This is a genomic window from Prevotella sp. AM34-19LB (genome assembly GCF_003468525.1).
Classification (GTDB): domain Bacteria; phylum Bacteroidota; class Bacteroidia; order Bacteroidales; family Bacteroidaceae; genus Prevotella.
Map to the genome: position 1 here is coordinate 32,147 of NZ_QSIG01000014.1, position 26,341 is coordinate 58,487.

The 26,341-nt window shown below is 48.1% G+C and carries 17 protein-coding genes and 5 pseudogenes; 4 read left to right on the forward strand and 18 right to left on the reverse strand.

Annotated elements, in window-relative coordinates; genetic code table 11:
- Positions 1 to 83 precede the first annotated feature (83 nt).
- Positions 84 to 1,120 (reverse strand): annotated as a pseudogene (locus DW830_RS06125) (HlyD family secretion protein).
- 22 nt (positions 1,121 to 1,142) lie between these two features.
- Positions 1,143 to 2,540 (reverse strand): TolC family protein, encoded by a 1,398-nt coding sequence (locus DW830_RS06130; RefSeq protein WP_233544404.1) that lies wholly within the window; start codon positions 2,538 to 2,540, stop codon positions 1,143 to 1,145.
- Positions 2,541 to 2,724: 184 nt separating this feature from the next.
- On the opposite strand from DW830_RS06130, the gene DW830_RS06135 reads away from it, so the two are divergent.
- A complete protein-coding gene (locus DW830_RS06135; protein WP_119249281.1) occupies positions 2,725 to 3,636 on the forward strand; it encodes a helix-turn-helix domain-containing protein in 912 nt (303 codons plus the stop codon).
- Here DW830_RS06135 and DW830_RS06140 read toward each other — a convergent pair.
- From DW830_RS06140 to DW830_RS06155, 4 genes are all read right to left on the reverse strand, one after another.
- Positions 3,593 to 4,393, reverse strand: a complete 801-nt coding sequence (locus DW830_RS06140) for a response regulator (RefSeq protein ID WP_158573451.1) — start codon at positions 4,391 to 4,393, stop codon at positions 3,593 to 3,595. The two genes, DW830_RS06135 and DW830_RS06140, sit on opposite strands and share 44 nt — an antisense overlap.
- Positions 4,300 to 5,979, reverse strand: a complete 1,680-nt coding sequence (locus DW830_RS06145) for a sensor histidine kinase (RefSeq protein ID WP_119249283.1) — start codon at positions 5,977 to 5,979, stop codon at positions 4,300 to 4,302. The genes DW830_RS06140 and DW830_RS06145 overlap by 94 nt, the downstream gene beginning before the upstream one ends.
- Positions 5,980 to 6,199: 220 nt before the next feature.
- Positions 6,200 to 6,442 (reverse strand): hypothetical protein, encoded by a 243-nt coding sequence (locus DW830_RS06150; RefSeq protein ID WP_119249284.1) that lies wholly within the window; start codon positions 6,440 to 6,442, stop codon positions 6,200 to 6,202.
- 238 nt (positions 6,443 to 6,680) lie between these two features.
- Positions 6,681 to 8,087, reverse strand: a complete 1,407-nt coding sequence (locus DW830_RS06155; RefSeq protein WP_119249285.1) for a sigma-54-dependent transcriptional regulator — start codon at positions 8,085 to 8,087, stop codon at positions 6,681 to 6,683.
- Between the two features lie 454 nt (positions 8,088 to 8,541).
- Between DW830_RS06155 and DW830_RS06160 the strand changes: the two are divergent.
- The 3 genes and pseudogenes from DW830_RS06160 to DW830_RS06165 form a co-directional block, all read left to right on the forward strand.
- Positions 8,542 to 10,600 (forward strand): annotated as a pseudogene (locus DW830_RS06160) (glycoside hydrolase family 3 C-terminal domain-containing protein); the annotation flags it as partial.
- A gap of 207 nt (positions 10,601 to 10,807) precedes the next feature.
- A complete protein-coding gene (locus DW830_RS16395; protein ID WP_233544405.1) occupies positions 10,808 to 11,032 on the forward strand; it encodes a fibronectin type III-like domain-contianing protein in 225 nt (74 codons plus the stop codon).
- 149 nt (positions 11,033 to 11,181) lie between these two features.
- Entirely contained in the window at positions 11,182 to 11,508 is a 327-nt protein-coding gene (locus DW830_RS06165) for a PD-(D/E)XK nuclease domain-containing protein (RefSeq protein WP_119249286.1), read from the forward strand.
- A gap of 126 nt (positions 11,509 to 11,634) precedes the next feature.
- Here DW830_RS06165 and DW830_RS06170 read toward each other — a convergent pair whose 3' ends face one another.
- From DW830_RS06170 to DW830_RS06225, 12 genes and pseudogenes are all read right to left on the reverse strand, one after another.
- Positions 11,635 to 12,078 carry a DUF2335 domain-containing protein gene (locus DW830_RS06170; protein WP_119249287.1) on the reverse strand — a complete coding sequence of 148 codons (444 nt, stop codon included), beginning with the start codon at positions 12,076 to 12,078 and terminating at the stop codon, positions 11,635 to 11,637.
- A complete protein-coding gene (locus tag DW830_RS06175; protein WP_119249288.1) occupies positions 12,068 to 12,286 on the reverse strand; it encodes a hypothetical protein in 219 nt (72 codons plus the stop codon). Before DW830_RS06175 ends, DW830_RS06170 begins: the two co-directional genes overlap by 11 nt.
- 730 nt (positions 12,287 to 13,016) lie before the next feature.
- Positions 13,017 to 14,345, reverse strand: a complete 1,329-nt coding sequence (gene fucP / locus DW830_RS06180) for an L-fucose:H+ symporter permease (RefSeq protein ID WP_119249289.1) — start codon at positions 14,343 to 14,345, stop codon at positions 13,017 to 13,019.
- A 54-nt stretch (positions 14,346 to 14,399) separates the two neighbouring features.
- Positions 14,400 to 15,790 (reverse strand): annotated as a pseudogene (locus DW830_RS06185) (rhamnulokinase).
- 117 nt (positions 15,791 to 15,907) lie between these two features.
- On the reverse strand, positions 15,908 to 16,543 hold the full coding sequence (locus DW830_RS06190) for a class II aldolase/adducin family protein (RefSeq protein WP_117661511.1): 636 nt from the start codon (positions 16,541 to 16,543) through the stop codon (positions 15,908 to 15,910).
- A 48-nt stretch (positions 16,544 to 16,591) separates the two neighbouring features.
- Complete coding sequence (fucI, locus tag DW830_RS06195) at positions 16,592 to 18,364, reverse strand: L-fucose isomerase (protein WP_119249290.1); 1,773 nt, start codon at positions 18,362 to 18,364, stop codon at positions 16,592 to 16,594.
- Between the two features lie 126 nt (positions 18,365 to 18,490).
- Positions 18,491 to 19,873, reverse strand: a complete 1,383-nt coding sequence (locus DW830_RS06200) for an alpha-L-fucosidase (RefSeq protein WP_119249291.1) — start codon at positions 19,871 to 19,873, stop codon at positions 18,491 to 18,493.
- Positions 19,874 to 20,056: 183 nt separating this feature from the next.
- Positions 20,057 to 20,823: pseudogene (locus DW830_RS06205) on the reverse strand (HAD family hydrolase).
- 3 nt (positions 20,824 to 20,826) lie between these two features.
- A complete protein-coding gene (locus tag DW830_RS06210; RefSeq protein WP_119249293.1) occupies positions 20,827 to 22,185 on the reverse strand; it encodes a glucose-6-phosphate isomerase in 1,359 nt (452 codons plus the stop codon).
- 43 nt (positions 22,186 to 22,228) lie between these two features.
- A pseudogene (locus tag DW830_RS06215) lies at positions 22,229 to 23,225 on the reverse strand (NAD(P)H-dependent glycerol-3-phosphate dehydrogenase).
- 108 nt (positions 23,226 to 23,333) lie between these two features.
- The gene (gene lysS, locus DW830_RS06220; protein WP_119249294.1) at positions 23,334 to 25,064 is read right to left on the reverse strand and encodes a lysine--tRNA ligase; all 1,731 of its coding nucleotides are present in this window, start codon (positions 25,062 to 25,064) and stop codon (positions 23,334 to 23,336) included.
- A 130-nt stretch (positions 25,065 to 25,194) separates the two neighbouring features.
- Positions 25,195 to 26,319, reverse strand: a complete 1,125-nt coding sequence (locus tag DW830_RS06225) for an acyltransferase family protein (RefSeq protein WP_119249295.1) — start codon at positions 26,317 to 26,319, stop codon at positions 25,195 to 25,197.
- Between the last annotated feature and the right edge of the window lie 22 nt (positions 26,320 to 26,341).

Genomic DNA, 26,341 nt, shown 5'->3' on the forward strand with positions numbered 1-26,341 from the left:
GGAAGGTCCCTGAAGCATTGGAGGTCCTGGCATTTTCTATCGTTTATAATTTATCATTTATAGTTTATAATTTATAGAACATTCTATTTAATGTGAACCTTGGTTTCTACGTTTAGTCCGGCACGGAGCAGGGCAACATTCTTAGGATCATTGTCCTTGGTAAGGGCGATGCGAACAGGCACGCGCTGCTCTACTTTTACGAAGTTGCCGGTGGCATTATCCACAGGAATCATGGAATAGGCATTGCCGCTGCGGCAGAGAGAGCCTCTACCTTGCCATGGAATACTATATCTGGGATGGCATCGGCGGTGAAATCTACGCTCTTTCCCACGGTGATGCCGTCCATCTGAGTCTCACGATAATTGGCTACCACCCAAACATCATTGTCATCCACGATGCGGGCGAGCATCTGACCAGGCTGCACCAACTGTCCCTCGTGAATATCCTTTCTTCCCATCACGCCATCGCAGGTTGCCACGATTACGGTATAGGAAAGATTCAGGCGAGCCAGGTTGAGCTGTGCTTCTGCCACGCTCTCTCCGGCACGTGAACCGCCGAGCTGCTGGGTCTGTACATTGCGAACTGATGCGGCACTAGCCTTGCGGCTGCTAGCCTGCTCATAACGTGCCTTGGCTCCCTGATAGCGGGCATAAGCATTGTCGTATTGCTGACGGGTTACCGCATCCTTCTTCATCAGGGCTGCAAAGCGGTCGAAGTCCTGCTTGGCATTCATCATATCCACACGAGCCTCCTCGATGCCGGCAGCCGCTGTCTGCACATTGGTATTGGTGGTGCCCATGCTGGCAGTAACTACCGAAGAACTTGACTTGGATCCACGCAAGCCTGCCTCTGCCTGAGCTACATGCAGGCGGAACTCAGCATCCTCGATGATGACGAGGGTATCGCCCTTCTTTACGTGCTGATAATCGTTGAAACGAATCTCCTTGATGAATCCCGGTACACGGGTATTGATAGGGGTGATATGGCGGTTTACCTGTGCATCATCTGTGTAAGCCACATCGCTGCCATGATAGAAATGGCTGAAGCACCAGCCGATTGCTCCCAGAAAAAGGAGGATAATCACTACATTATATATTCTCTTGATAATCTTCTTGCTCATTGCTTTATTTATTTTATTGTTTCTAAATTTCTCCTGCCACGTACTTCATGCGATAGTAGGCATAGACGATGTTGATGCGGGCATCCACCTCGCTGAGCTCGGCATTGAGCTTGAGGTTGGAGGCATCCACCATGTCTGTAACCAGAGCGAGCTGGCTGAGATAGCGGGCATTCATCACGTCGTAGTTCTGCTGTGCCAGCTCCACGCTCTTTCGCTGCGTTTCCAGTTCCACGTAGGTTTGCTGATACTGCACGTAGGCAGCCTGCACATTGTTGTTGAGCTGCTCTGCCTGTACGGCATGTGCCTCTTTAGCCTGTCGGGTCTCTACGGCAGCCTGCTTGATGCGCTTGTTGCTCTTGAAGAGAGAGCTGAGGCTGTATTTCACACCCACTCCCACATACCAGACGTTGAGGTTCTTGTCAACAGGTGGCAATTCGAAGAGGATAGGTCCATCGAAGTTGTCTGCGGCAACGAATGCCACTTTTGGCAGAAGGTCGCTCTTGGCTATCTTCTCTTTCTGTTCGGCGATGCGGATGGCGTTGCTGCTCTGCTCCAGGAGTGGAGAGTTCAGGGTGCCTGCCGTCTGCCAGTAAGCCTCGCCCTCCTTGCCGTAGGTCTTGTCGGCGATAGTGGCATCGGGGATAATCTGAATCTCCTGGCTTGTCTGGTTCATCTGGCTTCCTTCATTCTTTTGGCTTTCCTGGTTCATTCCGAGGGTATTGCAAAGCTGATGGTTCAGGATGCTCCGGTTGTTTCGGAGCGCCGTAAGACCGAGTTTGAGGCTTTCCATCTGGAGCTCGTATCGGGTGATATCGTTCTTCAGTGCCATGCCTTGTGTCTGTTTCTCCTTGATGTCATCGATGAGCTGACGGGTCAACTCGATGTTCTTTTCATACACCTTGATACGGTTGTCTATCTTATAGAGGTCGAGATATTGACCGAGGGCGATGAAGCGAATCTGCTGGCGGGTGAGTTTCACGCCTACTTCTGCCTGCTGCTTTCCGAGTTCGGCGAGTTTGATGCCAGCGTTGATGGCTCCACCGGCGTAAACCACCTGCTGTGCCTGGAAGGCGAAGTTGTTGCCGAAATGTGGGGATTTCAAACCATGAACGTTGCTGAAGTTACGGTCGGTAATCAGGGCATTGCCGATGTAGCTGAATGAGAGGGAAGCATCGAGGTCGGGCAGTTTTTTGCTTTTAGCCGCTTCGATGCCGAGATGGGCTGCTTCTACTCCTGATAATGAAGTGCGAAGACTTTTGCTGTTATCCTCTACCTTCTGGAAGAGTTGGCTGATGGTCATGTTTTCTTTCTTGCTGACGGGCAAGGAAGAAGCCGCTCCTACGGTGGTTTGTGATTGAGCCGAAGCCCAATGGGTTCCTCCTGCAAGCAGAAGGCTTACAAATAAGATGTTCTTAATCATTGATCATTACTTTTTGAATTTCGGGTGCAAAGGTACGGAGTTTTGAGCGAACAATCGCTTTAAATATTTCGCAGCGGATGGACGATTTGGGAATAATAGTTCTTTTATCTCACATATTTTGTGTAATTTTGCAACCGAAATAGGAATAAAGAGATATAATAACTCTATATATAATAAGGTGTAGATGGAATTATCTGAATTAAGTAGTCAGCAGGAAGCAAGCCTTTCCTGCTCTGGTTTGGAGGAATGGCAGGAGGGTCCGCAAGTTTTGACTTACGGAGCGATATTGATTTGCCGGAAGGGAAAGGCTATGCTGAATGTGAATTATAAGGATTGGGAACTTTATGAGGGGGCGGTGATTACGCTCTTCCCGAATGATGTAGTGGAATTGAAGGTTGACGGGGATTGCAAATCCCCTCAAACTGAAAATGGGGATTGCAAATCCCCTGAAACTGAAAACGGGGATTGCAAATCCCCTCAAACAGCGAACAGTTTCCAGGCCGAAATCCTGAAATATAATCCTTCCTTGCTTCGCGAAGCAAGCTTGCAGCTGGAGCAGACGGTGTATTCTTCCTTGCGGGAAGACCGCTGCCGGCAGGATACCCCTGTGGTGACAAACATCATCAATGGGATGTTTGGTTTATTGAAGGTATATTTCGACCAGTCGGAATGTACCTGCATCTCGCAGTTGGTATTGTGTCAGTTGAAGGCGTTCTTCATCGGTTTCCATGAGTATCTTCAGCGCAATCCGCAATACCGGCCAGATGAAGTGAAATTGTATCGTGTAAGAGAACTGTTCAATCGGTTTATGATGTTGCTGGAGAAGGATTACAAGATTTCAAGGGATGTGAACTATTATGCCGAACAGATGAATATCTCCTCGAAATATCTGACCAACATCGTGAATCAGGTGACGGGGCATACCCCCAAGACCATCATCGACCAATACGTGATTCTGCAACTCAAGATGCATCTTAAGCGGACCACGCAAAGCATCAAGGAGATGGCTTGGGAGTTTCATTTTGCCGACGTCAGTTTCTTCTGCCGCTATTTCAAGAAGCATACAGATCTGACACCGCAGCAGATAAGGTCGTAATCACAACCTTCAGTTTTTCTCTGATCTCGGCTTCTTCTATCTCGCCGATGTATTCAGGTGACAGCGCCTTGAGTTCTTCAAGGCATCCCATCTGCATCATGGTGGCGATAGGGAGGAGCTTATGTGCCGCCTTTCCTATGCGGTCGGTAGATAAGGATTCCTCTTCTATGGCTTCTTTCAGGTTCTCGAGGTGTGCTGCAAGTTCCTGCTTCACGGTATCGAGAATCTCCTTCGCCGCCTCTTCGTCGCCTTCGGCAAAAGCGAGGAGAGAATCAAGCTGAGGCTTGGATTGGGACTCTATTCCCAGGATATCAGACAGTTTCTCCATGCTGAATGGCTTGAACAGGCAATCATCAAAGCCTGCTTTCAAGAGCTGTCCCAAGATGCTTGTATCGTGAGCCGTCATCGCTACCACCGTCATTTGGGTATGGTTGATGTGGGCAATCATATCCATGCCGTTCATCTCCGGCATTTCGATATCCATCAGCATCAGGGCTGGCTGCTCGTTATGCAGCGTAGTGAGGGCGTCCATTACATGGTTGCAGGCGAATACCTGCCAGGTGTCGCCTACGATGCGACGCAGCATCTCCTGGAGAAGCTGGAGCTGCAGCTTGTCATCATCCAGAATCAGAATCTTGTGGTTGGCAAATTCCGGCTTCTTCTTTATATCAGTAACCTGATGGCTGCCAGAATTCTGTCCTTCCTTATCTTGAGCAGAATCGGGAGAAGGATCATGCTTAACTTCTGATGGAGCCATTTCCTGAGACTCCTCCATTGGTGCTGGCTCGATAGGGATGGTGACGATGAAGGTAGAACCTTTGCCAGGGTAGAGTGGAGGATGATTTCTCCGCCAAGCAGCGATACCAGTTCCTGGGTGATGGACAATCCCAAGCCGGTACCCTCGATGCCCTGGGCACTCTTCAATCTCGTAAACGCCTGGAACACTTTCTGTTTCTCCTCATCGGTCATTCCTTTTCCCGTATCCTTTACGCTCAGGGTAAGCGTAGGCTTGCCCAGAATTTCTGAAACCTGTGCCTGGATGGTAACGCTGCCCCGGTCGGTATATTTGATGGCATTGCTTACCAGATTATCCAATATCTGACGAATGCGGAAGGCATCAGCACGGAAGAATTTCTTCTTCATTGGAGAATCCGAAGTTTCCGAAGAATCCGAAGTTCCCATCCCCTTCATCTTGCATTCGAATGAAATCTCCAATCCTTTCTCTTCTGCCCGCAATTTCATTCCCTCTACCGATTCTGCTACCAGTTGCGCTGGCGAGAAAGTGGTTGGTTGTACCTTCATCAAGCCATTTTCCAACTGATGATAATCGAGCAGGGAGGCAACGAGATGGGATAGATGTGCGGCAGAATTCTTGATGTTCTGGAGGCATTCGATGCCCTGGGGATTGCTGACGTAGGCTTTCATCAGATCGATGAAGCCCGAGATAGAGGCAGCTGGCGCCTTGATATCGTGGGTGATGGTGAGGAGCAGGCGCTCGCGCTGGTTCATGATACGCTGGATTTCCTCATTGGCAGCCTCCAGGTTTTCCCTGTAGATACGCTCCTTTCTGGCATCGCGCCAGATAAACCAGATCATGATGACGATGGCAAAGAAGGCTACGATGGCGAGCAGTTCCATTTGCCACAACAGATGCTTTCTTGCTTCCATCGCCTTCTCGATGGCTTCCTGCATATTGTCTTTCTCACGCTGGTGTACATCGCTCAGATGTTTGGCGGAGCGCAGGGCGAGTTTGGCACTCACCATCTTCAGCTCTTCCATCTCCCTATTGATGTTCTGCTTGTGGTCTTGTGTAGCCACTTTCTCCTTCTTGTCTATCTGTTCTAGGATGTTTGCCACGTTTTCCGCCACGTTGACTGGGGTGGTAACAGAATCGATGACAGCCCGGTTGCTGTCCTGTTTTACGCTCAGGGTCTCGGCGTGCTCCTTCTTGAAGGCATCGGCGAGTCGGCGGAAGAACCCCCTTCGGGTCTTCAATACCTCTACCGTGGTCTTCTTCGCCTCGTGGGTTTGAGGTGCCTTGGAGTGAACCAGTATGGAATCCTTTCCCGTATTCAGATTCTTCACCTTATTTTGCAGATAGTTTTGGGTAGGTCTTCCTGCCATGGCATCAGACAGTTGCTTCAGGTTTCTCTGCTCCTCTTTGAGCAGGGAAGAGATGGTACTATCGGCGGCACCCCTTTTTTGGATATACTCGCGCGAAGCTTCATTGATGGCATTGATGCTCTTGGTGTTGCTATACACCAGACTGATTGCCAGAATCATGATAATGGCAATGGCGCTATATCCGAGGGCTACCTTGAGAGGAATATTGTTCTTGTGCATGAGAAATCGTTTAAAATGATGAGCAGACTGATATCTTGCTCAATAGATATTTGTTTGCAAAGTTAATGCAAAAAAATGATATTAGAAAACAAAAGGGCTAAAAACAAGTCAGGAGACCAATGAATTCTATCATTAGTCTCCTGCCTGATTGAAAGCGACGCGTAATTACTAGTGTTATTCTATCTTTTCCTCTGTTAATTACTTTTTTTTAAAGGTGATATTACTCTGCTACAGTAGAATCTGTTGCTGTAGAGTCTGCTGGAGTCTCTGCTGGAGTTTCAGCTGGTGTCTCTGCTGGAGTCTCTTTCTCTACTGTTGTGTCTGCTGGAGCAGCTGGTTCTGCTGGGGCTACTGTGTCAACTGGAGCTACTGATGATACACTTGCCATCTTGTTGCTGGCGAATACATTGCTCACTGAAACCATAACCATGGCAGCAATAGCTGCGAAAACTAACTTTTTCATAATCTTTTGTTTTTTTATTGTGAATATTATATTTATTACTTTCTTTGTGAACAGCCTTGCTTGCGTTACCGCTCATTGGCGTGTTCACTTTCTAATATCACAATCTGCGTGCCAAAAAACAAAAGAATTATCTAATTGCTTGATTATCAGTTGTAATTGCTCTTTGTGCCAGAATTCTACATTGTGGAAAGTGTGGAACTAGTGTGGAATTATTCCCCAAAAAGTTGGGGAATGGTCATCAGATACCGTATTTCTTCATCTTATTGTAGAGTGTCTTTCTATCCACGGCGAGCAATTGTGCAGCCTTGCTCTTGTTGCCGCCTGCTGCTTTCAGCGCAGCTTCTATTCTCTGCAGTTCTGTTTCCTCATCGTGCAGGGCGGTAGGGGCTTGTGGCTGGATATGCGCCATACTCTGTTCCAGTTCGGTTACTCCGATGTATCTTCCGGTGGCGAGCAGGGTAGCTCGTTTCATCACATTGTTCAGTTCTCGCAGGTTGCCCGGCCAGTTGTAGGCGGCAATTCGCTCCTTGGCTTTGCCGTCGAGTCCTTCCACATTTCTGTTCAGCTCCTTGTTGGCGTGCTTGATAAAGAGGTCGGCAAAGAGGAAGAGGTCGGCACCACGGTCTTTCAGCTCCGGCATGTAGATGGTAAACTCATTGATGCGGTGGTAGAGGTCTTCACGGAAGTTGCCTTCTGCCACGCGTTGAGCCAGATTCTCATTGGTAGCGCATACCAGTCGGATATCGATATCTATTTCCTTGTTGCTTCCCACCGGACGGATTTTTCTTTCCTGGAGGGCACGGAGCAACTGCACCTGTACTTCATAGTTCAGGTTTCCCATCTCATCGAGGAAGAGAGTTCCTCCGTTGGCAATCTCGAAAGCGCCCTTCTTGTCCTGATCGGCTCCCGTAAACGAACCTTTCACATGACCGAAGAATTCTGATGCCGCCACCTCTTTAGGAATGGCACCGCAGTCGAGTGCGAAGAAAGGCTTATTGGCTCTAGTGCTGAGTTCGTGTATTCTTCTTGCCACATATTCCTTACCCGTACCGCTGGCACCCAGAATGAGTACCGACATAGGGGTAGGGGCCACCAGCGAAACGAAACTGTAGAGCTTGCGTGAAGCCTCGCTTTCACCTTCCAGGTATTTGGGCACATCCCCATTGGCAGATGATGCCTGGTTTCCTGCCTGCTTGCCAGGTGCTGCGTTTGTAGGAGTAGAATTTGAGTCTGTGGAACGCAGACTATCTGCTGAGTTTGCATGCGAATCCTGTTTTTTCGGAGTCTTGATAGCTTCCTTGATCTTATCCAGAAGGATTTCCGGATGGAAAGGCTTTGCCACATAATCGGTAGCACCTGATTTCATGGCGAGCACCACATTCTGAATTTCTGCATAGCTGGTCATCACGATGAAAGGCACCTGCACGCCATGCTTTCTCATCCATTGCAGCAGGAAGATGCCGTCGTGGTCGGGAAGGCGGAGGTCTGATAATACCAGATCGAATCCTCTTTCTGCTTCCTCGCAAACCTGTATGGCAGCCTTGACCGAAGTGGTTTTCTCCACTTCAAATCCCTTCTTCCTGAGCCATGTCTGAATCATGGTTCCAAATGCGATATCGTCTTCAACTATTAGAATCTTTTCCATATTATTGCGATCTTACTGTCTTGTTGTATCTTTCTTATTGTATCTTTGTCTTCTAAAAAGATAGAGTCGTTTCTGAGTGCAAAGTTAGCACTAATATTTGGAATCAGCAAGGAAAAAGTGCTTTATTGTTTGAATGATTCGAAAAAATTAGGAAGTAATCACATAAAAATGAAAACAATCTGAGTTTTTTAACACTTCATCAGTCTCTGTATTCAGGAAAAATATGTATTTTTGCATTTAAAAAACGAATCTATACAATATTAACGTAATAACAATAGCAGTTATGAAGAAACAAATACTTACATTGGCCATGCTGTCCGCTCTGGCGCTCTCAGCTCATGCCCAACAGCCAGCCAGTCAGCTGTTGCCTTATCAGAACCCTAACCTTTCTGCCGAGGCAAGAGCCAATGACTTACTTTCACGCCTGACCCTGGAGGAAAAGACGAAGCTGATGATGGATGCTTCGCCTGCCATCTCCCGACTGGGTATCCCTCAGTTTCAATGGTGGAACGAGGCGCTGCATGGCGTGGCACGCAACGGATATGCCACGGTTTTCCCTATCACCATGCACATGGCTTCTTCCTGGGATGATGCCTTGCTCTATCAGGTGTTTACTGCCGTAAGCGATGAGGCGAGAGCCAAGGCGCAGGTGGCGAAGAAGTCGGGTAATGTAAAGAGATATCAGAGTCTGAGCTTCTGGACTCCGAATGTCAATATCTTCCGTGATCCTAGATGGGGACGCGGACAGGAGACTTATGGCGAAGATCCTTATCTCACTACACGTATGGGACTCGCCGTAGTGAATGGCTTGCAGGGACAGTCGTTCGACGGCAAGCCGCTGGCGGCTCCTGGTGTTCTGGCTTCTGATCAGTCTAAGACTCCCCAGTATGTCAAGACACTGGCTTGTGCCAAGCATTTTGCCGTGCATAGCGGTCCGGAGTGGAATCGCCACGTCTTCAATCTGGAGAATCTGCCAGCCCGGGATTTGTGGGAGACTTATCTTCCTGCCTTCAAGTCGCTGGTACAGGATGGACATGTGGCTGAGGTGATGTGTGCCTATCAGCGTATAGATGGTGCTCCTTGCTGTTCCAACGCCAAGTTTGAGCGCCAGATCCTCAGAGACGAATGGGGATTCAAGGGATTGATTACTTCCGATTGCGGAGCTGTTAACGATTTCTATATGCCGGGCTATCACGGTACGGCAAAGACTGCTACCGAGGCAACTGCCCAGGCTGTGAATGCCGGTACCGACCTGGAGTGCGGCAGCGCCTATCGCACCATTCCGCAGGCTGTGAAGGCGGGAATGATCAATGAAGATAAGGTAAACCAGAGCCTGAAGCGCCTGCTGGTGGCTCGTTTCAAGCTCGGCGATTTCGATAAGGATGAAACCGTGTCGTGGACTCAGATTCCTGAGAACGTCATCGCCTGCAAGGCTCATAAGGATCTGGCTGAGAAAATAGCTGAAGAAGGCATCGTACTTCTTCAGAACAGAAACCAGCTGCTGCCTTTGAACCGCAATCAGAAGATTGTGGTGATGGGACCTAATGCCAATGATTCCATCATGCTGCGAGGCAACTATTCGGGTTATCCTACCAGTTCTACCACTATCCTCCAGGGCATCCGCAACTATATGAAGGGGGCTGAGGTGAAGTATGTTCCGGCTTGTACCTTGACAAGAAACGAGGTGCAGGAGAGCCGTTTCAACCTCTTCCGTGAGGGAATGAAGGCTACCTATTGGAACAATCAGAATCAGAAGGGCGAGCCGGTGGCTACGGATGTGATGAAGACTGCCATCAATCTGAGCAATGGTGGTAATACCGTGTTTGCACCGGGTGTGAATCTTACTCATTTCTCTGCCCGCTATGAGGGAGTGTTGACTCCTGACAGGGATGAGGATCTTACCATCAATATGGGTATTGATGACGGTTGCCGCCTGATAGTGGATGGCGATACCATCGTGAATATGAGGGAGTGTTGGGGCCGTGTGGCGCCTATCATCAAACCGCTCTCTCTGAAAGCAGGCAAGCCGGTCAAGATTCAGATAGATTATACCCAGAGGGAAGATGTGGCTGTGATGCAGTTTGATATCCTGAAGACTTCGAAGCCTACCTGCGAGCAGATCCTGGCAGAGGTGGGCGATGCGGATGCCGTGGTATTCGTAGGCGGTATCTCTCCAAACCTGGAGGGTGAACAGCTTGAGATTGAGGAGCCTGGATTCAAGGGCGGCGACAGAACCGACCTGGAGTTGCCGAAGGCTCAGCGCCAGGTCATCGCCATGCTGCATCAGGCAGGCAAGCGTGTTGTCTTTGTCAACTGTTCGGGATGTGCCATCGCCATGGTTCCTGAGACTGAGATGCGAGGCAATCCTTCAGGCATGGTATCCTGGTGAACGGGGTGGTGAGGCTGTAGCCAAGGTTCTCTTTGGCGAGGTGAATCCATCGGGCAAGCTTCCGGTTACCTTCTATAAGAGTGTGAACGATCTTCCTGATTTCCTCGATTATACGATGAAGAATCGTACCTATCGTTATTTCAAGGGTGAGCCTTTGTTCCCATTCGGTTACGGTTTGAGTTATACCTCTTTCGAGTATGGCAAACCTACTCTGATGCAGGTGAAGAGCAGGAAGCGTGACGGCAAGGCTGCTGATTACAAGCTGATGTTCTCCTTGCAGAATACGGGCAAGCGAGAGGGTACCGAAGTAGCGCAGGTTTATATCAAGCGCATGGATGACGTGGATGGACCTATCAAGAGTCTCAAGGCATTCAAGCGTGTGTCTTTGAAGGCTGGCGAGCGCCAGATGGTGAGCATCGATCTTCCTTGCAAGAGTTTCGAGGGTTGGGATGCCCAGACCAACACCATCCGTGTGGTTTCTGGCACTTACCAGGTTTTTGTTGGCGGCTCCAGCGCAGATGCTGCCAAGGCTAAGATAGAAGTGAAGATCAGATAGCATTCTAGCTATTTGAAATAAGCCTCATAGCTGAAAGTTCGGCATATTCGGCGAACTTTCAGCTATGGCTCATTTTTTTTACCATTAAGCTTGGTTTATTCGGATTTTCTTTGTAACTTAGCAGCGCAAAACGTAAAGCATGAAGGAATATGGCAAAAATAGTAAATTTCTATCCTGTAGGAATACAGACATTCCTTGCCAGTATATCCAACCGTTTGAGCAATAAGAGTGAACGTGATTTCCAAACGGTTTTCTATCTTATCTTCAATCTGATGGGTGCCCACATGAGGGTAGAAGAGAACAGTGCTATAGGCAGGGCTGATGCCGTGGTGTATATGCCAGATGCCGTATTTGTTTTCGAATTGAAGTATGACGGTTCTGCCGAGGAAGCAATCAGGCAGATAGATGAAAAGGGCTATCTGATTCCTTATACTGCAGATGGCAAGCGCCTGTTTAAGATTGGTGTAAAATTATGACAGCACCCAGCGCACTATTAGCGATTGGATTATCAAGGAAGAATAAAAAAGGCGATAGGTGCACTAACTCTTGAATCAATAAGATTTAGTATACCTATCGCCTTTAGTTTTACTTTTATATGTTTTTTATTTTTGTTTCAACCAGGAAGGAATCTGCTTTAAGACAAAAATTGCTGCAAGGCTAATTGCTGTAGCAACACCTAATCCTGTAGCAACACTATCATGACCTAAAAGACCTAGAATAAAAGCAAAGCAGCCAAATAGAGAAACCAATACGGCTCCTATAATTTGTCCAGTTTTAGACTGTTGAATCTGAGCTTCTAATTCTTTATTCTCTTTATCCATACGATGATCTGCTTGTTTTTCCATAAGAGTTAAAACTCTATTCATAGAACCTGGCATAATGTTCTCGTATTTTTCGAAATCTTCTGGAGAAGGTAATGGACCGCTCCAGGATTTACGTTCGTATGCATAGATAGCTGCAACAACTTTATCTTTATCTTCTTTAGGAAGTTCACTAATGATTTTTTCTAAAGTTTTCTCTTTTTCATTGATAGAATTATCGTCCATTTGGAACCTCCTTTCTAAATAAATCGAATGCAATTTGCATATCTGTACCTATAACTTCCCAATCATTTCTTAAGACTTTTAAATCATCCTTTAAAGACTTTGGTTTATAAGAAATACTAGAGCCAAATATATTCGTAATGCTTCCCATACCTTTTACGTATGGGTTATTAGCTAACTTTGATATTCTTTCTATAAAAGATTTCTTCATAATTCAATCTCCTTTATTCTTATTTGTTGCAAAGTTACGCTTTTTTCTCGAATCAACCAAGAAAAAAACTATTTTTCTTTTGTATATTAAATGAATTTTTGCAAGTATGCACCACTCGCTATGAAAGGGCAGAAGCTTTCCATAGTAATTGAAATGTACTGAAACCTCTTTTCATATTTTACCTCGCTGGCAAGATATTGCCCTAGTACAGGGCAGTAATATGCCAAGGCGAGGCAAGAAACGATGTGTCCTCTCGTATTGGTGGAATTGGTGCATCTGGTTTTCTTCTGATGCGTCGTATAGAATCCTAATCTCTTTTTTACTCTTCACCCTTCACCTTTTCGCCTGAAACCCCGATAAACACTGGGGTTTCGGGAGGTGAAGAGTGAAAGGATACTCTTCACCCTATTAAAACTTCTGAATATCAGATAGTTATAGCGGATTGGTGAAGGGTGAAGAGTGTTTTGCAATTTTCGTGCTGAAATTCTCTGTTGCACCTAGGAATGGAGGAGGGGTTGTGGAGTTTTATGGAAGCAATGGGAGTATATCAGCAGTTAGGGCAATGATGTCTTCGGCTTTCACGAAGTCTGTATTGTGTTTCCTGATGATGCCTTAGATAAAAACAAAGTATGGGAACACTGATGTGTCCCCATACCCTATGTATTTATATATTATTTTGCACTTCCTGCGCCCCATGCTGGAGCACCCTGGTCTTGCCACAGACGTTCTGTTAACCTAAAAGTTTGCCTATACTGCGCAATTTCGTGCGATATCCATAGATGGCAATCACCACGAAACAGATGAATGGAAGAATGAACGACACATTGGTAGATGGCATTCCGAATACGGTATGCATATCGATGATGGATGCCTGCAAAGGTGGCAGGACACTACCGCCCAGGATTGCCATGATGAGACCGGCTGCACCAAACTTAGCATCATCGCCAAGACCCCTCAGGGCTATACCATAGATGGTAGGGAACATCAATGACATGCAGGAACTTACTGCCACCAGACAGTAGAGACCCCAGATGTTGTGAAGGGCAATGACGCCGGCCGTGAAACAGCCACCTGCTATCGCCAATATCATCAGCAGCTGTCCTGCATTGAAGAAGCGGAGGATGAATGTGCAGATGAAGCGGGAACAGCAGAACAGTACCATTGCAAAGATGTTGAACTTCTGTGAGGTTACCTCGGCATCAATCTCTGCCATACCTTCCTGCATCAGAATGCGGGTACCATACTGGATGATGAAGGTCCAGCACATAATCTGTGCGCCCACATAGAAGAACTGGGTAAATACGCCTTCACGATAGTGCGGCATGCGGAAGATGCGGCGCAGGGTAGGCATGAAGTTGATCTTGTTGTCTTTCTCGCTGTTCTTCGGCATCTTGGTAAACAGGATGACGAAGAAGATGGTGAGGATGACCAGACCGATAATCAGGTATGGATTAATCAATACCGAAAGGTCGTACTCCTTGATTGCCTCAAACTCGCTGTCTGAGAGATTGGTGCGCCCAGCCGTATCAAGCGGGTTGAGTTTTGCCTGGATAAAGTTCATTGCCACATACATACCGAGCAGCGAACCCATCGGGTTGAACGATTGCGCCAGGTTCAGTCGGCGTGTTGCCGTCTCCTCCGTTCCCATCGACAGAATGTAAGGGTTGCTCGATGTCTCCAGGAAGGAAAGTCCGCAGGTCAGGATGAAATAGGCGAGGAGGAATGGATAATATTCGCCCATCATCTTTGCCGGATAGAAGAGGAATGCACCGAAGGCATAGAGTCCTAATCCCAGCAGTACGCCTGCCTTGTATGAGAAGCGGCGGATGAAGATGGCGGCAGGGAATGCCATGGCGAAGTAACCGCCGTAGAAGGCTACCTGTACCAGTGCGCCATCCGTAGATGACATTCGGAAGATCTTGGAGAATGCCTTCACCATCGGATTGGTGATATCATTGGCAAATCCCCACAGTGCAAAGCACGATGTGATTAATATGAAGGGTACGAGGTAGCTCACCCCGTCTTTCATCAGGATTGATTCTTTCTTTTTTGGTTCCATATTTCAGGTTAATATTGTCTGCGTTTATGTTTGTAGGGTAAATGTTCAGATGGATCAGATGCTTTGTCTTACCACAGCTCTCAGCTCGTCGATATCCTTGATTTCTCCCTTGGCAAGTGCCTGGGTCAGGATGTTGCCCATACCCGTAGCCTCTATAGGACCCGCAATGACTGGAACGCCCAATGCTTCGGAGGTGAGACGGTTGAGTAACTTGTTCTGTGAGCCGCCGCCGATGATGTGCATGCACTTGATTGGCTGCGGTAACATCTCGTTGAGGTGAGCGGTTGCCTCGGCATACTTGGCTGCCAGCGACTGGAGTACGCAGCGCACGATTTCTGCCTTGTTCTGAGGAACCTGCAACTGATGGGTGGCGCAGTAGTCGATGATAGCCTGCTGCATGGATGCCGGATTCTGGAACGCAGCGTCATCCACCGGGATGATGGCATTGATGTGAGCTTCTTCTGCCAGAGGAAGGATGATGTCGAACTGCTGTTCCTCGCCATTCTCCTTCCATTCTGCCATCAGTCTCTGCATGATCCAGAGACCTGTGATGTTCTGCAGGAAGGTGATGCGACCGCCAATGCCGCCCTCGTTGGTAAACTCAGCCTTTCGGGCTTCCTCGGTAAGGATTGGCTTTTCTATCTCAACACCCAGAAGTGACCAGGTTCCCGAACTGATGAATGCCATCGGGTATTCATCTTCTGTGGCTGGTACGGCTGCTACCGCACTGGCTGTATCATGAGAACCTACAGCGATGACATCTACTTCTCCGAGTCCGGTTTCCTCTGCGATGTCGCGGCGCAGCTTTCCTCTTACGGTGCCCGGCATCACGATCTTGCCGAAGATGTGGCGTGGAAGCCCCAGCTGGTCGATGGTTGCCCAGTCCCAGTCCTTGGTGCTGGCATTCAGCAGTTCTGATGTGGATGCGATGGTATATTCATTGTTGGCTTCGCCAGTGAGATAGTAGCTGAAGAGATCTGGGGTGAAAAGCAGATGAGCTGCCTTCTCCAACTGTGGACTGTTGGCTTTCTTCAGACTGTATAACTGGAAGAGGGTATTGATTTCCATCACCTGCGTGCCGTTGATGGCATAATGTGCCGATGGATCAATCTGCTTGAACACTTCTTCCGGCATTCCCTGGGTGCGGGCATCGCGATAGCATACCGGGTTGCCAGAAGGTTGCCGTCCTGATCGATGAGACCGAAATCCACTCCCCAGGTATCGATGGCGATGCCATCCACCTTGAGTCCTTTGGCTCCTGCCATCTTCAGTCCCGTCTTCATATCCTCGAAAAGGGCGAGGAAATCCCAATAGACGTGGTTGCCTAATCTTACCTGTCGGTTAGGGAAACGATGGATGAGCTCCATTTCGAGCTTGCCGTTTTCTAGTTTTCCGGCAATCACTCGTCCGCTGCCTCCACCGAAATCTATAGCTAGATAAATCATAGTTATTCTAAATGTTTGGGTAGATAAAAGTTGTTTCGTATAAAAAGCGGTAGGAGAGTGCCCTGTTTAGCGGGCAGCTTTCTCTCCTACCGCTTCTCTCATATAGAGGATAGAGGCTTATTGTTTCTTACCTAATACGTAAACCTCAAGATCGTCGATTTCTTCCGGTGTCAGTGTGGTGTATTTGCCGCCACTCTGAACGATGATTCTACAAGCCATCTCAAAGAACATGGCACGCTCGAACACCTCGTCGAAATTCTTGCCGCAAACTACCTGTCCGTGCTTCAGCAAGAGAGCTGAGTTGTGATCCTTCAATGCTGCGATAACGGCTGCTGCCAATTCTGGAGAACCAGGACGATAGTAAGGAATCACAGGGATTTCCTTGCCTACGTGGCATGGTACCTCTGCTGTTACATTGAAGTCCTTTGGTGTTTCCTGCATGCAAGCCACTGCTGTTGCAAAAGGAGACTGGAAGTGGAGAACCACATCACAATCAGGACGCTCACGGAGTACACCAAGGTGGAATCCGCTCTCCATAGAAGGTTTAACGCCATTGAGTACTTCGCCCGTTGCTACCAGACACTGAGATACTTTCTCCTTCTGGAGGCTAGGAACCCATGAACCTGTACCTGAGACAAGAGCCTCGTCGCCGATGCGCCAAGAAAGGTTGCCACTACTGCAGATGGTGAGAGCTGCATCGCCTACGCGGTGAGCCTGCTCCAGGAATTTCTGAATATGCTCTTCTGTAATCATTTTCTTTTTCTTTCTTTTGAATGATATTCGTACTGATGGTGTTACACCTTATTTATATATAGGACCGTAGTTCTTGCAAGCACGGAAGTCTGCACCTTCCTTGTCCATACCGAATGCGTTCCAAGATGCTGGACGGAAGATCTTATCGTCCTCTACATTGTGCATGCATACTGGGATGCGGAGAATAGAGCAGAGGGTGATGAGGTCGGCACCGATATGACCATAGCTGATAGCACCATGGTTTGCGCCCCAGTTGTTCATCACAGAATATACATCCTTGAATGGAGCCTTGTCGCAAAGGCGTGGTGCGAACCAGGTTGTAGGCCATGTTGGGTCTGTACGCTTGTCGAGAACCTTGTGAATCTCAGGATCAATCTCTACAGTCCAACCTTCTGCCAGCTGGAGCACAGGACCAAGACCCTTTACGTGGTTCAGACGAACCATGGTTACAGGCATACCGCCCTTGCTGAGGAAGTTGGAAGAGAAACCGCCGCCACGGAAGTAGTCACGGTTGGCTGGATACCAGGTAGTTGCCTTCAAGCACTTATCTACATCCTCCTCGGTCATCTCCCAAGGCTGCTTCATGATTGGGCTGCCCTCTGCATCTGTAGCCTGACCTGTACCGTCGAGTGTGGTAGCACCAGAGTTGATCAAGTGGATGATACCACCTGCTGCCTGACCTGTAAGTTCCTTACCGGTAACACGCTTCACAGCCTCTGGACTCCAGTAGGTACGAACGTCGCTGAAGATCTGAGCACGACCTGTCAACAGGTGGTTGAACAGCATGGCTACGCCATTGCCTGCATCATTCTCTGTAGCGAGAATGATAGCCTCACGGATACCGTTCCAGTCGAATGAAGTATTGAGGAGAGCCTCAGGATAGTCGCCGTTAGGGTAGAAGTCTGTCCACTGACGCTGTCCCTGGAAACCACCGGCGATGGCATTGTGGCCCAATGCTTCCTCCTTGAAACCTAATTCTTTCAATCTTGGGTTACCGTGCATCAAGTCACGCATGATGATAGTCATCTTCACGATAAACTCCCAGTCAGCATCCTTCTGCTCACGTGTCTTTGCCTTTTCATTGTTGGCGATGTCCTCACCCTCATTGCACATACAGTGCTCGCGGGTCCATGCCATAGCCTTCTCGTACTCCACAGGGTCGTAGATACCCTCAGTCATGCGGCGGATAATCTCAGTAAGGTCAACACTTTCGTTGCGCATACCGAGGTACTCCTGGAAGAAGTTAGGGTCAACGATGGAACCGGCGATGCCCATGCAGGCGCTACCCATAGAGAGATAAGACTTGCCGCGCATGGTAGCTACAGCCTGGGCAGCTCTTGCAAAGCGAAGAATCTTTTCTGCTACGTCAGCAGGGATGGAGTCATCCTCCAAGTCCTGTACATCATGACCGTAGATACCGAAAGCTGGCAATCCCTTCTGGGCATGAGCTGCGAGAACGGCAGCCAGATAAACAGCACCTGGACGCTCTGTACCGTTGAATCCCCATACTGCCTTAGGCCAGTGTGGATTCATATCCATAGTTTCTGCACCATAGCACCAGCAGGAAGTAACGGTGATGGTAGAGCCAACACCCTCGCGCTCAAACTTTTCTGCGCAAGCTGCACTTTCTGCTACACGACCGATGGTACTGTCAGCGATCACGCACTCTACAGGTGAGCCATCGCCATTACGTAAGTTTTCAGAAATCAATTTGGCTACAGACTTAGCCAAATTCATGGTTTTTTCCTCGAGGCTTTCACGTACACCTCCCTGACGTCCGTCGATAGTAGGACGGATACCGATTTTAGGATAGTTACTCATAATTCTTGTTCTTTAAGTTTTTATAGTTACTATATTTTATATACATTATATTATATGTAAGCACAAAGGTAGTGATAAAAAACGAATCTTATCACTACCTTTATACTTTTTTATATTTGTTTTTCTTTATTTAGAATTAAACTTGAATGCCAGAGGTTCATTCTTGAGTCCGGATGGAAGGGTAACGGTTACCTGATTGCCCTTGACGGTGTACTTGACAGACTTGCCGTTCTGCAGCAGAACCAGCTTACCCTTAGGCTTGTTTTCTGTCCAGGTAATGGTCTTAGGAGTCTTCTCTCCATCTTCCAGTGCATAGATGGCGTAGAGGGTCTTGCCATTCTTGTCGGCGGTAAACCATACCTTGCCATCATTATAGTGGGCTGCATTGACGGTAGAGTAAATAGCCTGACCGTTCTTGTTGAGCCAGCTTCCTATCCGCAGGAGGGTATTCACAACTTCCGGTTGCAGGGTTCCGTCAGCCTTCGGACCAACGCCGAGTGCGAGACATCCGCCCTTTGCTACAATTTCAGCGAGAATACCGATTACCTTGTTAGGTGACTTGAACTTGGCGTTAGGTGTCCATCCCCATGCATGGCTCAGGGTGATGCAGCTTTCCCAAGGAATATCGAGCTGCTTGGCTGGGATACCCTGCTCTGGAGTCTGATAGTTTTCATTCTTTCCACGAATGGTTCTATCTACACTGATCATACCCGGATTGCGCTTGCGGGCATCTACCAGAATGGTATCAAGACCGATTTCATCGCCGGTAATCCATCCGCCATCGAGCCACAGAATATCGATGTTGCCATAATCGGTGGTCAACTCGTTAAGCTGGTTCTGTGTAAACTTGCGGTAGTTCTGCCACCAGTCTGGATGCTGCTGCTTCTTGTAGTTGATGCGGCGGTTAGGGGTTGCATAATAAGGGTTCCAGAACCATTTGCTGTGCCAGTCTGGTTTGGAGAAATAACAACCGATCATGAATCCCTTGTTGCGGTAGGCGTCGAATACCTCCTTGGCGATGTTGTGGCGTGGATCCTTGCCGAAAGGTCCATGGGCAATGGAGAAGTCGGTATATTTGGTATCAAACATGCAGAAGCCGTCGTGGTGCTTGGTGGTGAAGATCATATACTTCATACCTGCCTTTTTCATCACGTCAGCCCATTTGCTAGGGTCGAAGTTCACTGGATTGAGGGAATCTTTCTGGCTCCAGTACCATGCCTTGTCCTCCTCGTAGGTTGGTTTGCGCTCACGTACAATCCAGTCTTCCGAACAAATTGACCAGGATTCTACAACGCCGGGTACGCTATAGAGTCCCCAGTGCATCAATACGCCGAACTTCTGGTCCTGCCAGTGCTTGAGTTTGGTTAATACTTGTGGATCTGTTGGCCAGACGTAATCTTCAGTGTTTGACTGTTGGTGAACGAAACTCTGTGCTTCCTGTGCCTGCATCTGGGTAGTGAATCCTGCAGACAAGGCAAGTCCGAGCATCATTAATTTAAATTGTTTCATATGCTTTGATAGTTAAATTGGATTGATGTTTTAATTGTTTATGCCGTTTTTATTTATGTGCTGCAAATGAGCAAAAAGTATTGGAAATAATGGAAGAAAAGAAGAACAAGCATGAGTATCATCAGGAGATGCATAGTCTTGGCTGTAATAAAAAAAGATAATAGAAAAACGGGTTTGTGTTACTTACCCGTTTTTTCTGTTTCCTTCGGCATTATTGCCTGTTTCTTTTGCTGCATCAATCAAGCTTCCGAAGTCATCGCAGAACTCTGTCATCTGATGATAGAGCAGGTTGCTGCCTTTATCAGATAACTCTGTATCTGGCAGAGGTCCGGAGTTGATGGCCACGGTGAAGATGTTGGCTGCTACACCGGCACGAACGCCCAAAGGAGCATTCTCTACCACGATGCCTTCCCAAGGCTGCAGGTTGCCAGCCTTCTGCAATCCCATCAGATAAGGATCTGGATTTGGTTTGCCTCGCTTCACATCATAAGCTGTTACGATATGTGCTTCATCGAGATATTCGCCGAAGTCGTTGAGAAGTCTCAGGATGAGTGGGCGCTGACCGCTGCCCGTTACAACTCCTACCTGCATACCGGCTTCCTTGATCTTCTGCATGATTTCCTTCACACCAGGGAAAATCTCGGCGGTAGGCATCGTGTGGAAGATGTCAGTCTTTACATCGTACATCTTCTGTGCTTCATCCAGCGTGATGTCGATACCCTTCTGCTTCTTCACCATCATCTGGATGGTGTCGATGCCTCGGGCTCCCTCGGTGGCATAGGCATCGGCGGCAGTCATGTGGATATCAAATTGCTTCATCGACTCCTGCCATGCTACGGCATGATTGGGCATACTGTTATACAATACGCCATCCATATCAAAAAGAACGGCTTTAGGGTTGAATTCCCCAAAGCGTGGTCTTTTAAGTATTTTGAAATAAATTCTTTCATCAATTACTTCTCGTTAGCCAGACGCTCCTGGATAGCCTTGCTCTCTGCCTCATAACCTGGCTTGTTGAGCAATGCGAACATGTTCTTCTTGTAAGCCTCAACACCTGGCTGGTTGAATGGGTTCACCTCTTCCAAGAGACCGCTGATACCGCAAGCCTTCTCGAAGAAGTAGATCAACTGACCGAGGTAGTAAGCGTTCAACTCAGGTACGTTAACCAGGATGTTAGGAACACCACCGTCAACGTGAGCCAGACGTGTACCGAGCTCAGCCATCTTGTTCACCTCGTCAACACGCTTGCCCTCGAGGAAGTTCAAACCATCGAGGTTCTCATCGTCGTGAGGGAAGAGCAACTTCTCGTTAGGAGTCTCTACGCTGATGACAGTCTCGAAGATAGAGCGCTCGCCCTCCTGAATCCACTGACCCATAGAGTGAAGGTCGGTAGTGAAGTCGCAAGCTGCTGGGAAGATACCCTTCTGGTCCTTACCCTCGCTCTCACCATAGAGCTGCTTCCACCACTCAGCGAAGTAGTGAAGCTTAGGCTGGAAGTTGCAGACGATCTCAATCTTCTTGCCAGCCTGAGTATAGAGAGCCTGACGTGTAGCTGCATAGATAGCAGCAGGGTTCTCCTCGAAAGCTACGTCCTTGCCGCAAGCCTTCTCCATCTCTACAGCACCAGCTACGAGCAGCTTAACATCGAAACCAGCTACAGCGATAGGCAACAAACCTACTGGGGTCAAAACAGAGAAACGACCACCTACATTGTCAGGGATGATGAAGCTCTTGTAACCCTCCTTGTCAGCGCAAGTACGTGCAGCACCCTTCTTGGCATCGGTTACAGCAACGATAACATCCTTAGCCTCTTCCTTGCCGCGCTGATCCTCGCACTGCTTCTTCAGAAGACGGAAAGCGAGAGCTGTCTCAGTTGTGGTACCAGACTTAGAGATATTGATGACACCAAACTTCTTGTCCTTCAGGAAAGAAGTCAACTCGAAGAGGTAGTCCTCACCGATATTGTTACCTGCGAAGAGGATAGTAGGGTTCTTCTTGTCGTTTACGAGCCAAGCAAAAGAGTTGCCGAGACCTTCGATAACGGCGCGTGCACCGAGGTAGCTACCACCGATACCTGCCACAACAACGACCTCACACTTTTCGCGCAATGTGTTGGCAACAGCCTGGATCTCATCGAGGAACTCAGGAGTGATAGAAGATGGCAAATGCAACCATCCCAAGAAATCGTTACCTTCACAAGTGCCGTTCTCAAGAGCTTCCTGAGCGGCCTTTACCTTTGGCTCGTAAGCCTTTACTGCACCCTCTGCGAGGAATGATGCAGCCTTTGAAATGTTTAAGCTGATACTTTTCATTTTTCCTTTTTAATATCTAAATGAATGTGTTAATGTTTCTCCTTTATCTGAACGAGTCGGTCAAGAGCTTGATTTCGATTTGCGGACTGATACGCTCGTACAATATATTATATACGGCATCGAGAATCGGCATGTTGACGTGCATGTGGCGATTGATTTCCTTCATACACTTCGTGCCGAAAAATCCCTCGGCAATCATCTCCATCTCTATCTGCGCACTTTTCACGCTATAGCCTTGCCTATCATGGTTCCGAAGGTGCGGTTGCGGGAGAAGTTGCTGTAACCCGTTACGAGCAGGTCGCCCAGATATACCGAGTCGTACATACTACGGTCGATGGGGTGGACGGCAGTGAGGAAGCGATGCATCTCCTGTACGGCGTTCGACATGAGTACCGCCTGGAAGTTGTCACCATACTTCAAACCGCCACAGATACCAGCTGCAATGGCATACACGTTCTTCAGTACCGATGAGTATTCGATACCGATGACGTCACTGGAAGTTTTGGTCTTGATAAACTCACTCGCCAAACAGTTATTGGCGAAGGCACGCGCTTTGTCTGTGTCGCTGCAACCCACGGTGAGGTAACTCAATCGCTCCAAGCAACCTCCTCTGCATGAGAAGGACCGCCGATACACGCCAGGTTCTCGTATGGTACGTCATAAACCTGATGGAAATATTCCGAGCAGACCAGGTTCTCGTCAGGCACGATACCCTTGATGGCTGTGATGATGAACTTGTCGCTGATGCGGGTCTTGAGTTTCTTGAGATGGTTCTTCAGGTAAGGTGATGGGGTAACGAATACGAGTGTATCGTAGTTCTGCACTATCTTGTTGATGTCGGAAGAGAAGAAAATCTCATCTACATTGAATCGTGCTGACATCAGATAGGCAGGGTTGTGACCCATACGCTTGAAGTCCTCGATGCGATCGTCGCGACGCATATACCAACCTATGTGATGAGTATGTCCCACCACAATCTTGGCTATTGCTGTAGCCCAGCTACCGCCGCCAATTATCGCTATTTTACCGCAATTATACACCTTATTATATAATGTTAAGTGTTAAATGTTCTCAAGTTTTTTTCAAGAATTAGAGAATTAGAGAAAAATCTGAAATTCTCTAATTCTTGAAACGAAATAAACTTGATTTTATTTGTTTGCTGCGTCAATCCAGCCCTGAATGTCGTCAACAGAAGGTTTGTCATAGCCGAGCTTGTACTTCTTGTTGATTTCTCCAATCTTCTGCTGGAGTCCCTGAGCCTTCTCTTCACGGATATCAGAGATGAGGTTGAAACCTGCCTTGCGGAGTACGTATGCCCAATCCTCTGGCACGCCAATCTCTGCCCATTCCTTGATGGTGCTCTGTGGCATCTTCTTCTCTGGCTTCATCTGTGGGAAGAACAATACCTCCTGGATAAAGGTCTTGCCGGTCATCAGCATTACCAGACGGTCGATACCGATACCGATACCTGATGTTGGAGGCATACCATACTGGAGTGAACGGAGGAAGTCCTGGTCGATGATCATGGCCTCGTCATCACCCTTGTCGGCAAGCTTCATCTGGTCGATGAAACGCTCTTCCTGGTCGATTGGGTCGTTGAGCTCAGAGTATGCATTGGCAAGCTCCTTACCGTTTACCATCAACTCGAAACGCTCAGTCAAGCCTGGCTTAGAACGATGCATCTTGGTCAATGGAGACATCTCTACAGGATAGTCGGTGATGAAGGTTGGCTGGAGGAAAGTACCCTCGCAGAACTCACCGAAGAGCTCGTCGATCAACTTACCCTTACCCATGGTCTCATCTACATCCATGCCCTTCTCCTTGCAGAATGCGCGGATCTCTTCCTCGGTCTTGCCGTTGCAGTCGAAACCGGTCTTCTCCTTGATGGCATCGAGGATAGGAAGACGGCGATATGGAGCCTTGAAGCTGATGATGTTACCATCAATCTCGCGCTCTGGCTTGCCGTTGACTGCAATACAGATAGTCTCGAGCAACTTCTCTGTGAATGCCATCATCCAGTTGTAGTCCTTGTACTGAACATAAAGCTCCATACAGGTGAACTCTGGGTTGTGGTTACGGTCCATACCCTCGTTGCGGAAGTTCTTGCCAATCTCATAGACACCCTCGAAACCACCTACGATGAGGCGCTTCAGGTACAGCTCGGTAGCGATACGCATGTACATATCCTGGTCGAGTGCGTTGAAGTGGGTGATGAATGGGCGGGCAGAAGCACCGCCGGCAATGCTCTGCAGGGTAGGAGTTTCTACCTCTGTATAACCAGCGTTATCGAGTACGTTGCGGAGAGTGCGCAGTACGGTAGCACGCTGCAGGAATGTATCCTTTACGCCATCGTTTACGATGAGGTCAACATAGCGCTGACGGTAACGCAACTCTGGATCGTCGAACTTATCGTAAGCAACACCATCCTTATACTTCACGATAGGGAGTGGCTTCAAGCTCTTGGAGAGTAAGCACAATTCCTTGGCATGAACAGAAATCTCGCCAGTCTGTGTGCGGAATACGAAACCCTTTACACCGATGAAGTCACCGATGTCGAGAAGCTTCTTGAATACAGTATTATAAAGGTCCTTGTTCTCGTCTGGACAAATCTCGTCGCGGGCGATATAGACCTGGATTCTTCCCTTTGAGTCCTGCAACTCAGCGAAGCTTGCTTTACCCATCACGCGGCGACCCATCATACGTCCAGCGATAACTACCTGGCGTGGCTCGTCCTCGTCCTTGAATTCAGCCTTGATATCTGTGCTGAATGCATTGGTTGGAAACTCTGCTGCTGGATATGGATCGATGCCCATCTCGCGCAATGTCTGAAGACTCTGTCTGCGAACGATCTCCTGTTCGCTTAACTCTAAAATGTTCATATTATATTCAGATATATCTTTATATTTTCTTATTTTGGTGCAAAAATACAAATAATTTTCCGAACTCGCACCCTATTTTTATGCTTTTTAATATAATAAGGTGATTTATCTATGCAAAAATTGCACGAGCCTATAGTTTGATGAAGATTTTCTTGTGATACATCCAGACTCCCATCACAGCGTGGATGGCTACAAAGAAGAGGGCGTAGGTGAGCGATGCTACATAATCATCGGTGATGAGGCTGTGAATGCCGGCAAAGATATCTGCCTTGATGCCGAAGCTGCCGAAGAGGATGGCGAGTGCCTCACTCATCACATAGAGGAAGAGTGGGTTCATGCCAAAGGCGAGCAATCCTCTGGTCAGGATGTTGTCTTTCCGTGGCTTCTTCGGGCTGTCGCCTGTCGCAGCTGAATTGGTAGCTGCTCCTCTTCCGTCGATAAACTGTACCAGGATGCCCAATATCCAGGATGCGAATCCGCAGGTTACGAATACGTAGCTGGGACTCCAGATGCGCTTGTTGATTCCGAACCCTATCAGGGAGAGTCCGAATCCCAGGGCTACCATCACAAGACCTGCCACCTTCAAGACCTTGATTTTGGATTCTACCGTCTGACCCGCAATGGAGATGTACTTGCAACAGAGAAATCCTATCATCGTATGGGCGATGGCTGGAATCGTGCTCAGCAGTCCTTCTGGATCTACCGGACTTCTATGATAGAGATGGTCGATGCCGAAGATGCTTCTATCTACCTGTGCCAGGATGTTGATGGAGGCATCGTATGCATAGCCGTTGCCAAATACCAGGATTCCCATATAAATGACAATCAGTCCGATGATGGTATGGATGAAGTAACGGTGGTTCAGGGTGATGGCAAGCATTGCCACTACTCCATAGCAGAGGGCGATGCGCTGCAGGACAGCCCAGAATCTGAGGTGGGCAAAGTCTAGCCCACCTCCGTTGCATATCATGTCAAACCAGTTGATGCCCAGACCGATGAAGAAGAGCAGAATGGTTCGCTTGGCTATCTTTCTGTAGATGGCGGCAGAAGGCTTGAACTCAGTCTTCTTCAGAGATAGAAAGGTGGACATTCCCATCATGAAGAGGAAGAAGGGAAAGACCAGGTCGCATGGGGTGAGTCCATTCCACTTGCTATGCTCCAGGAAACTGTAGTTATGCTCCCCGCCATTGTTTACTAATATCATGAGGGCTACGGTGAGTCCTCGCATCACGTCGAGTGATTTTAATCTGTTCATATATTACTTGATGAATATCATG

Excerpts from the sequence above, each read along its gene's own strand:
- DW830_RS06175 (WP_119249288.1), bottom strand. The coding sequence starts at position 12,286 with ATGAAGAAATCTTTTATAGAAAGAATATCAAAGTTAGCTAATAACCCA.
- DW830_RS06170 (WP_119249287.1), bottom strand. The coding sequence starts at position 12,078 with ATGGACGATAATTCTATCAATGAAAAAGAGAAAACTTTAGAAAAAATC.
- DW830_RS06210 (WP_119249293.1), bottom strand. The coding sequence starts at position 22,185 with ATGAAAAGTATCAGCTTAAACATTTCAAAGGCTGCATCATTCCTCGCA.
- DW830_RS06225 (WP_119249295.1), bottom strand. The coding sequence starts at position 26,319 with ATGAACAGATTAAAATCACTCGACGTGATGCGAGGACTCACCGTAGCC.
- DW830_RS06155 (WP_119249285.1), bottom strand. The coding sequence starts at position 8,087 with ATGGAAAAGATTCTAATAGTTGAAGACGATATCGCATTTGGAACCATG.
- DW830_RS06130 (WP_233544404.1), bottom strand. The coding sequence starts at position 2,540 with ATGATTAAGAACATCTTATTTGTAAGCCTTCTGCTTGCAGGAGGAACC.
- fucI (WP_119249290.1), bottom strand. The coding sequence starts at position 18,364 with ATGAGTAACTATCCTAAAATCGGTATCCGTCCTACTATCGACGGACGT.
- fucP (WP_119249289.1), bottom strand. The coding sequence starts at position 14,345 with ATGGAACCAAAAAAGAAAGAATCAATCCTGATGAAAGACGGGGTGAGC.
- DW830_RS06200 (WP_119249291.1), bottom strand. The coding sequence starts at position 19,873 with ATGAAACAATTTAAATTAATGATGCTCGGACTTGCCTTGTCTGCAGGA.
- DW830_RS16395 (WP_233544405.1), top strand. The coding sequence starts at position 10,808 with ATGGATGACGTGGATGGACCTATCAAGAGTCTCAAGGCATTCAAGCGT.
- DW830_RS06145 (WP_119249283.1), bottom strand. The coding sequence starts at position 5,979 with ATGCACAAGAACAATATTCCTCTCAAGGTAGCCCTCGGATATAGCGCC.
- DW830_RS06150 (WP_119249284.1), bottom strand. The coding sequence starts at position 6,442 with ATGAAAAAGTTAGTTTTCGCAGCTATTGCTGCCATGGTTATGGTTTCA.
- DW830_RS06165 (WP_119249286.1), top strand. The coding sequence starts at position 11,182 with ATGGCAAAAATAGTAAATTTCTATCCTGTAGGAATACAGACATTCCTT.
- DW830_RS06140 (WP_158573451.1), bottom strand. The coding sequence starts at position 4,393 with ATGGCTCCATCAGAAGTTAAGCATGATCCTTCTCCCGATTCTGCTCAA.
- lysS (WP_119249294.1), bottom strand. The coding sequence starts at position 25,064 with ATGAACATTTTAGAGTTAAGCGAACAGGAGATCGTTCGCAGACAGAGT.
- DW830_RS06190 (WP_117661511.1), bottom strand. The coding sequence starts at position 16,543 with ATGATTACAGAAGAGCATATTCAGAAATTCCTGGAGCAGGCTCACCGC.
- DW830_RS06135 (WP_119249281.1), top strand. The coding sequence starts at position 2,725 with ATGGAATTATCTGAATTAAGTAGTCAGCAGGAAGCAAGCCTTTCCTGC.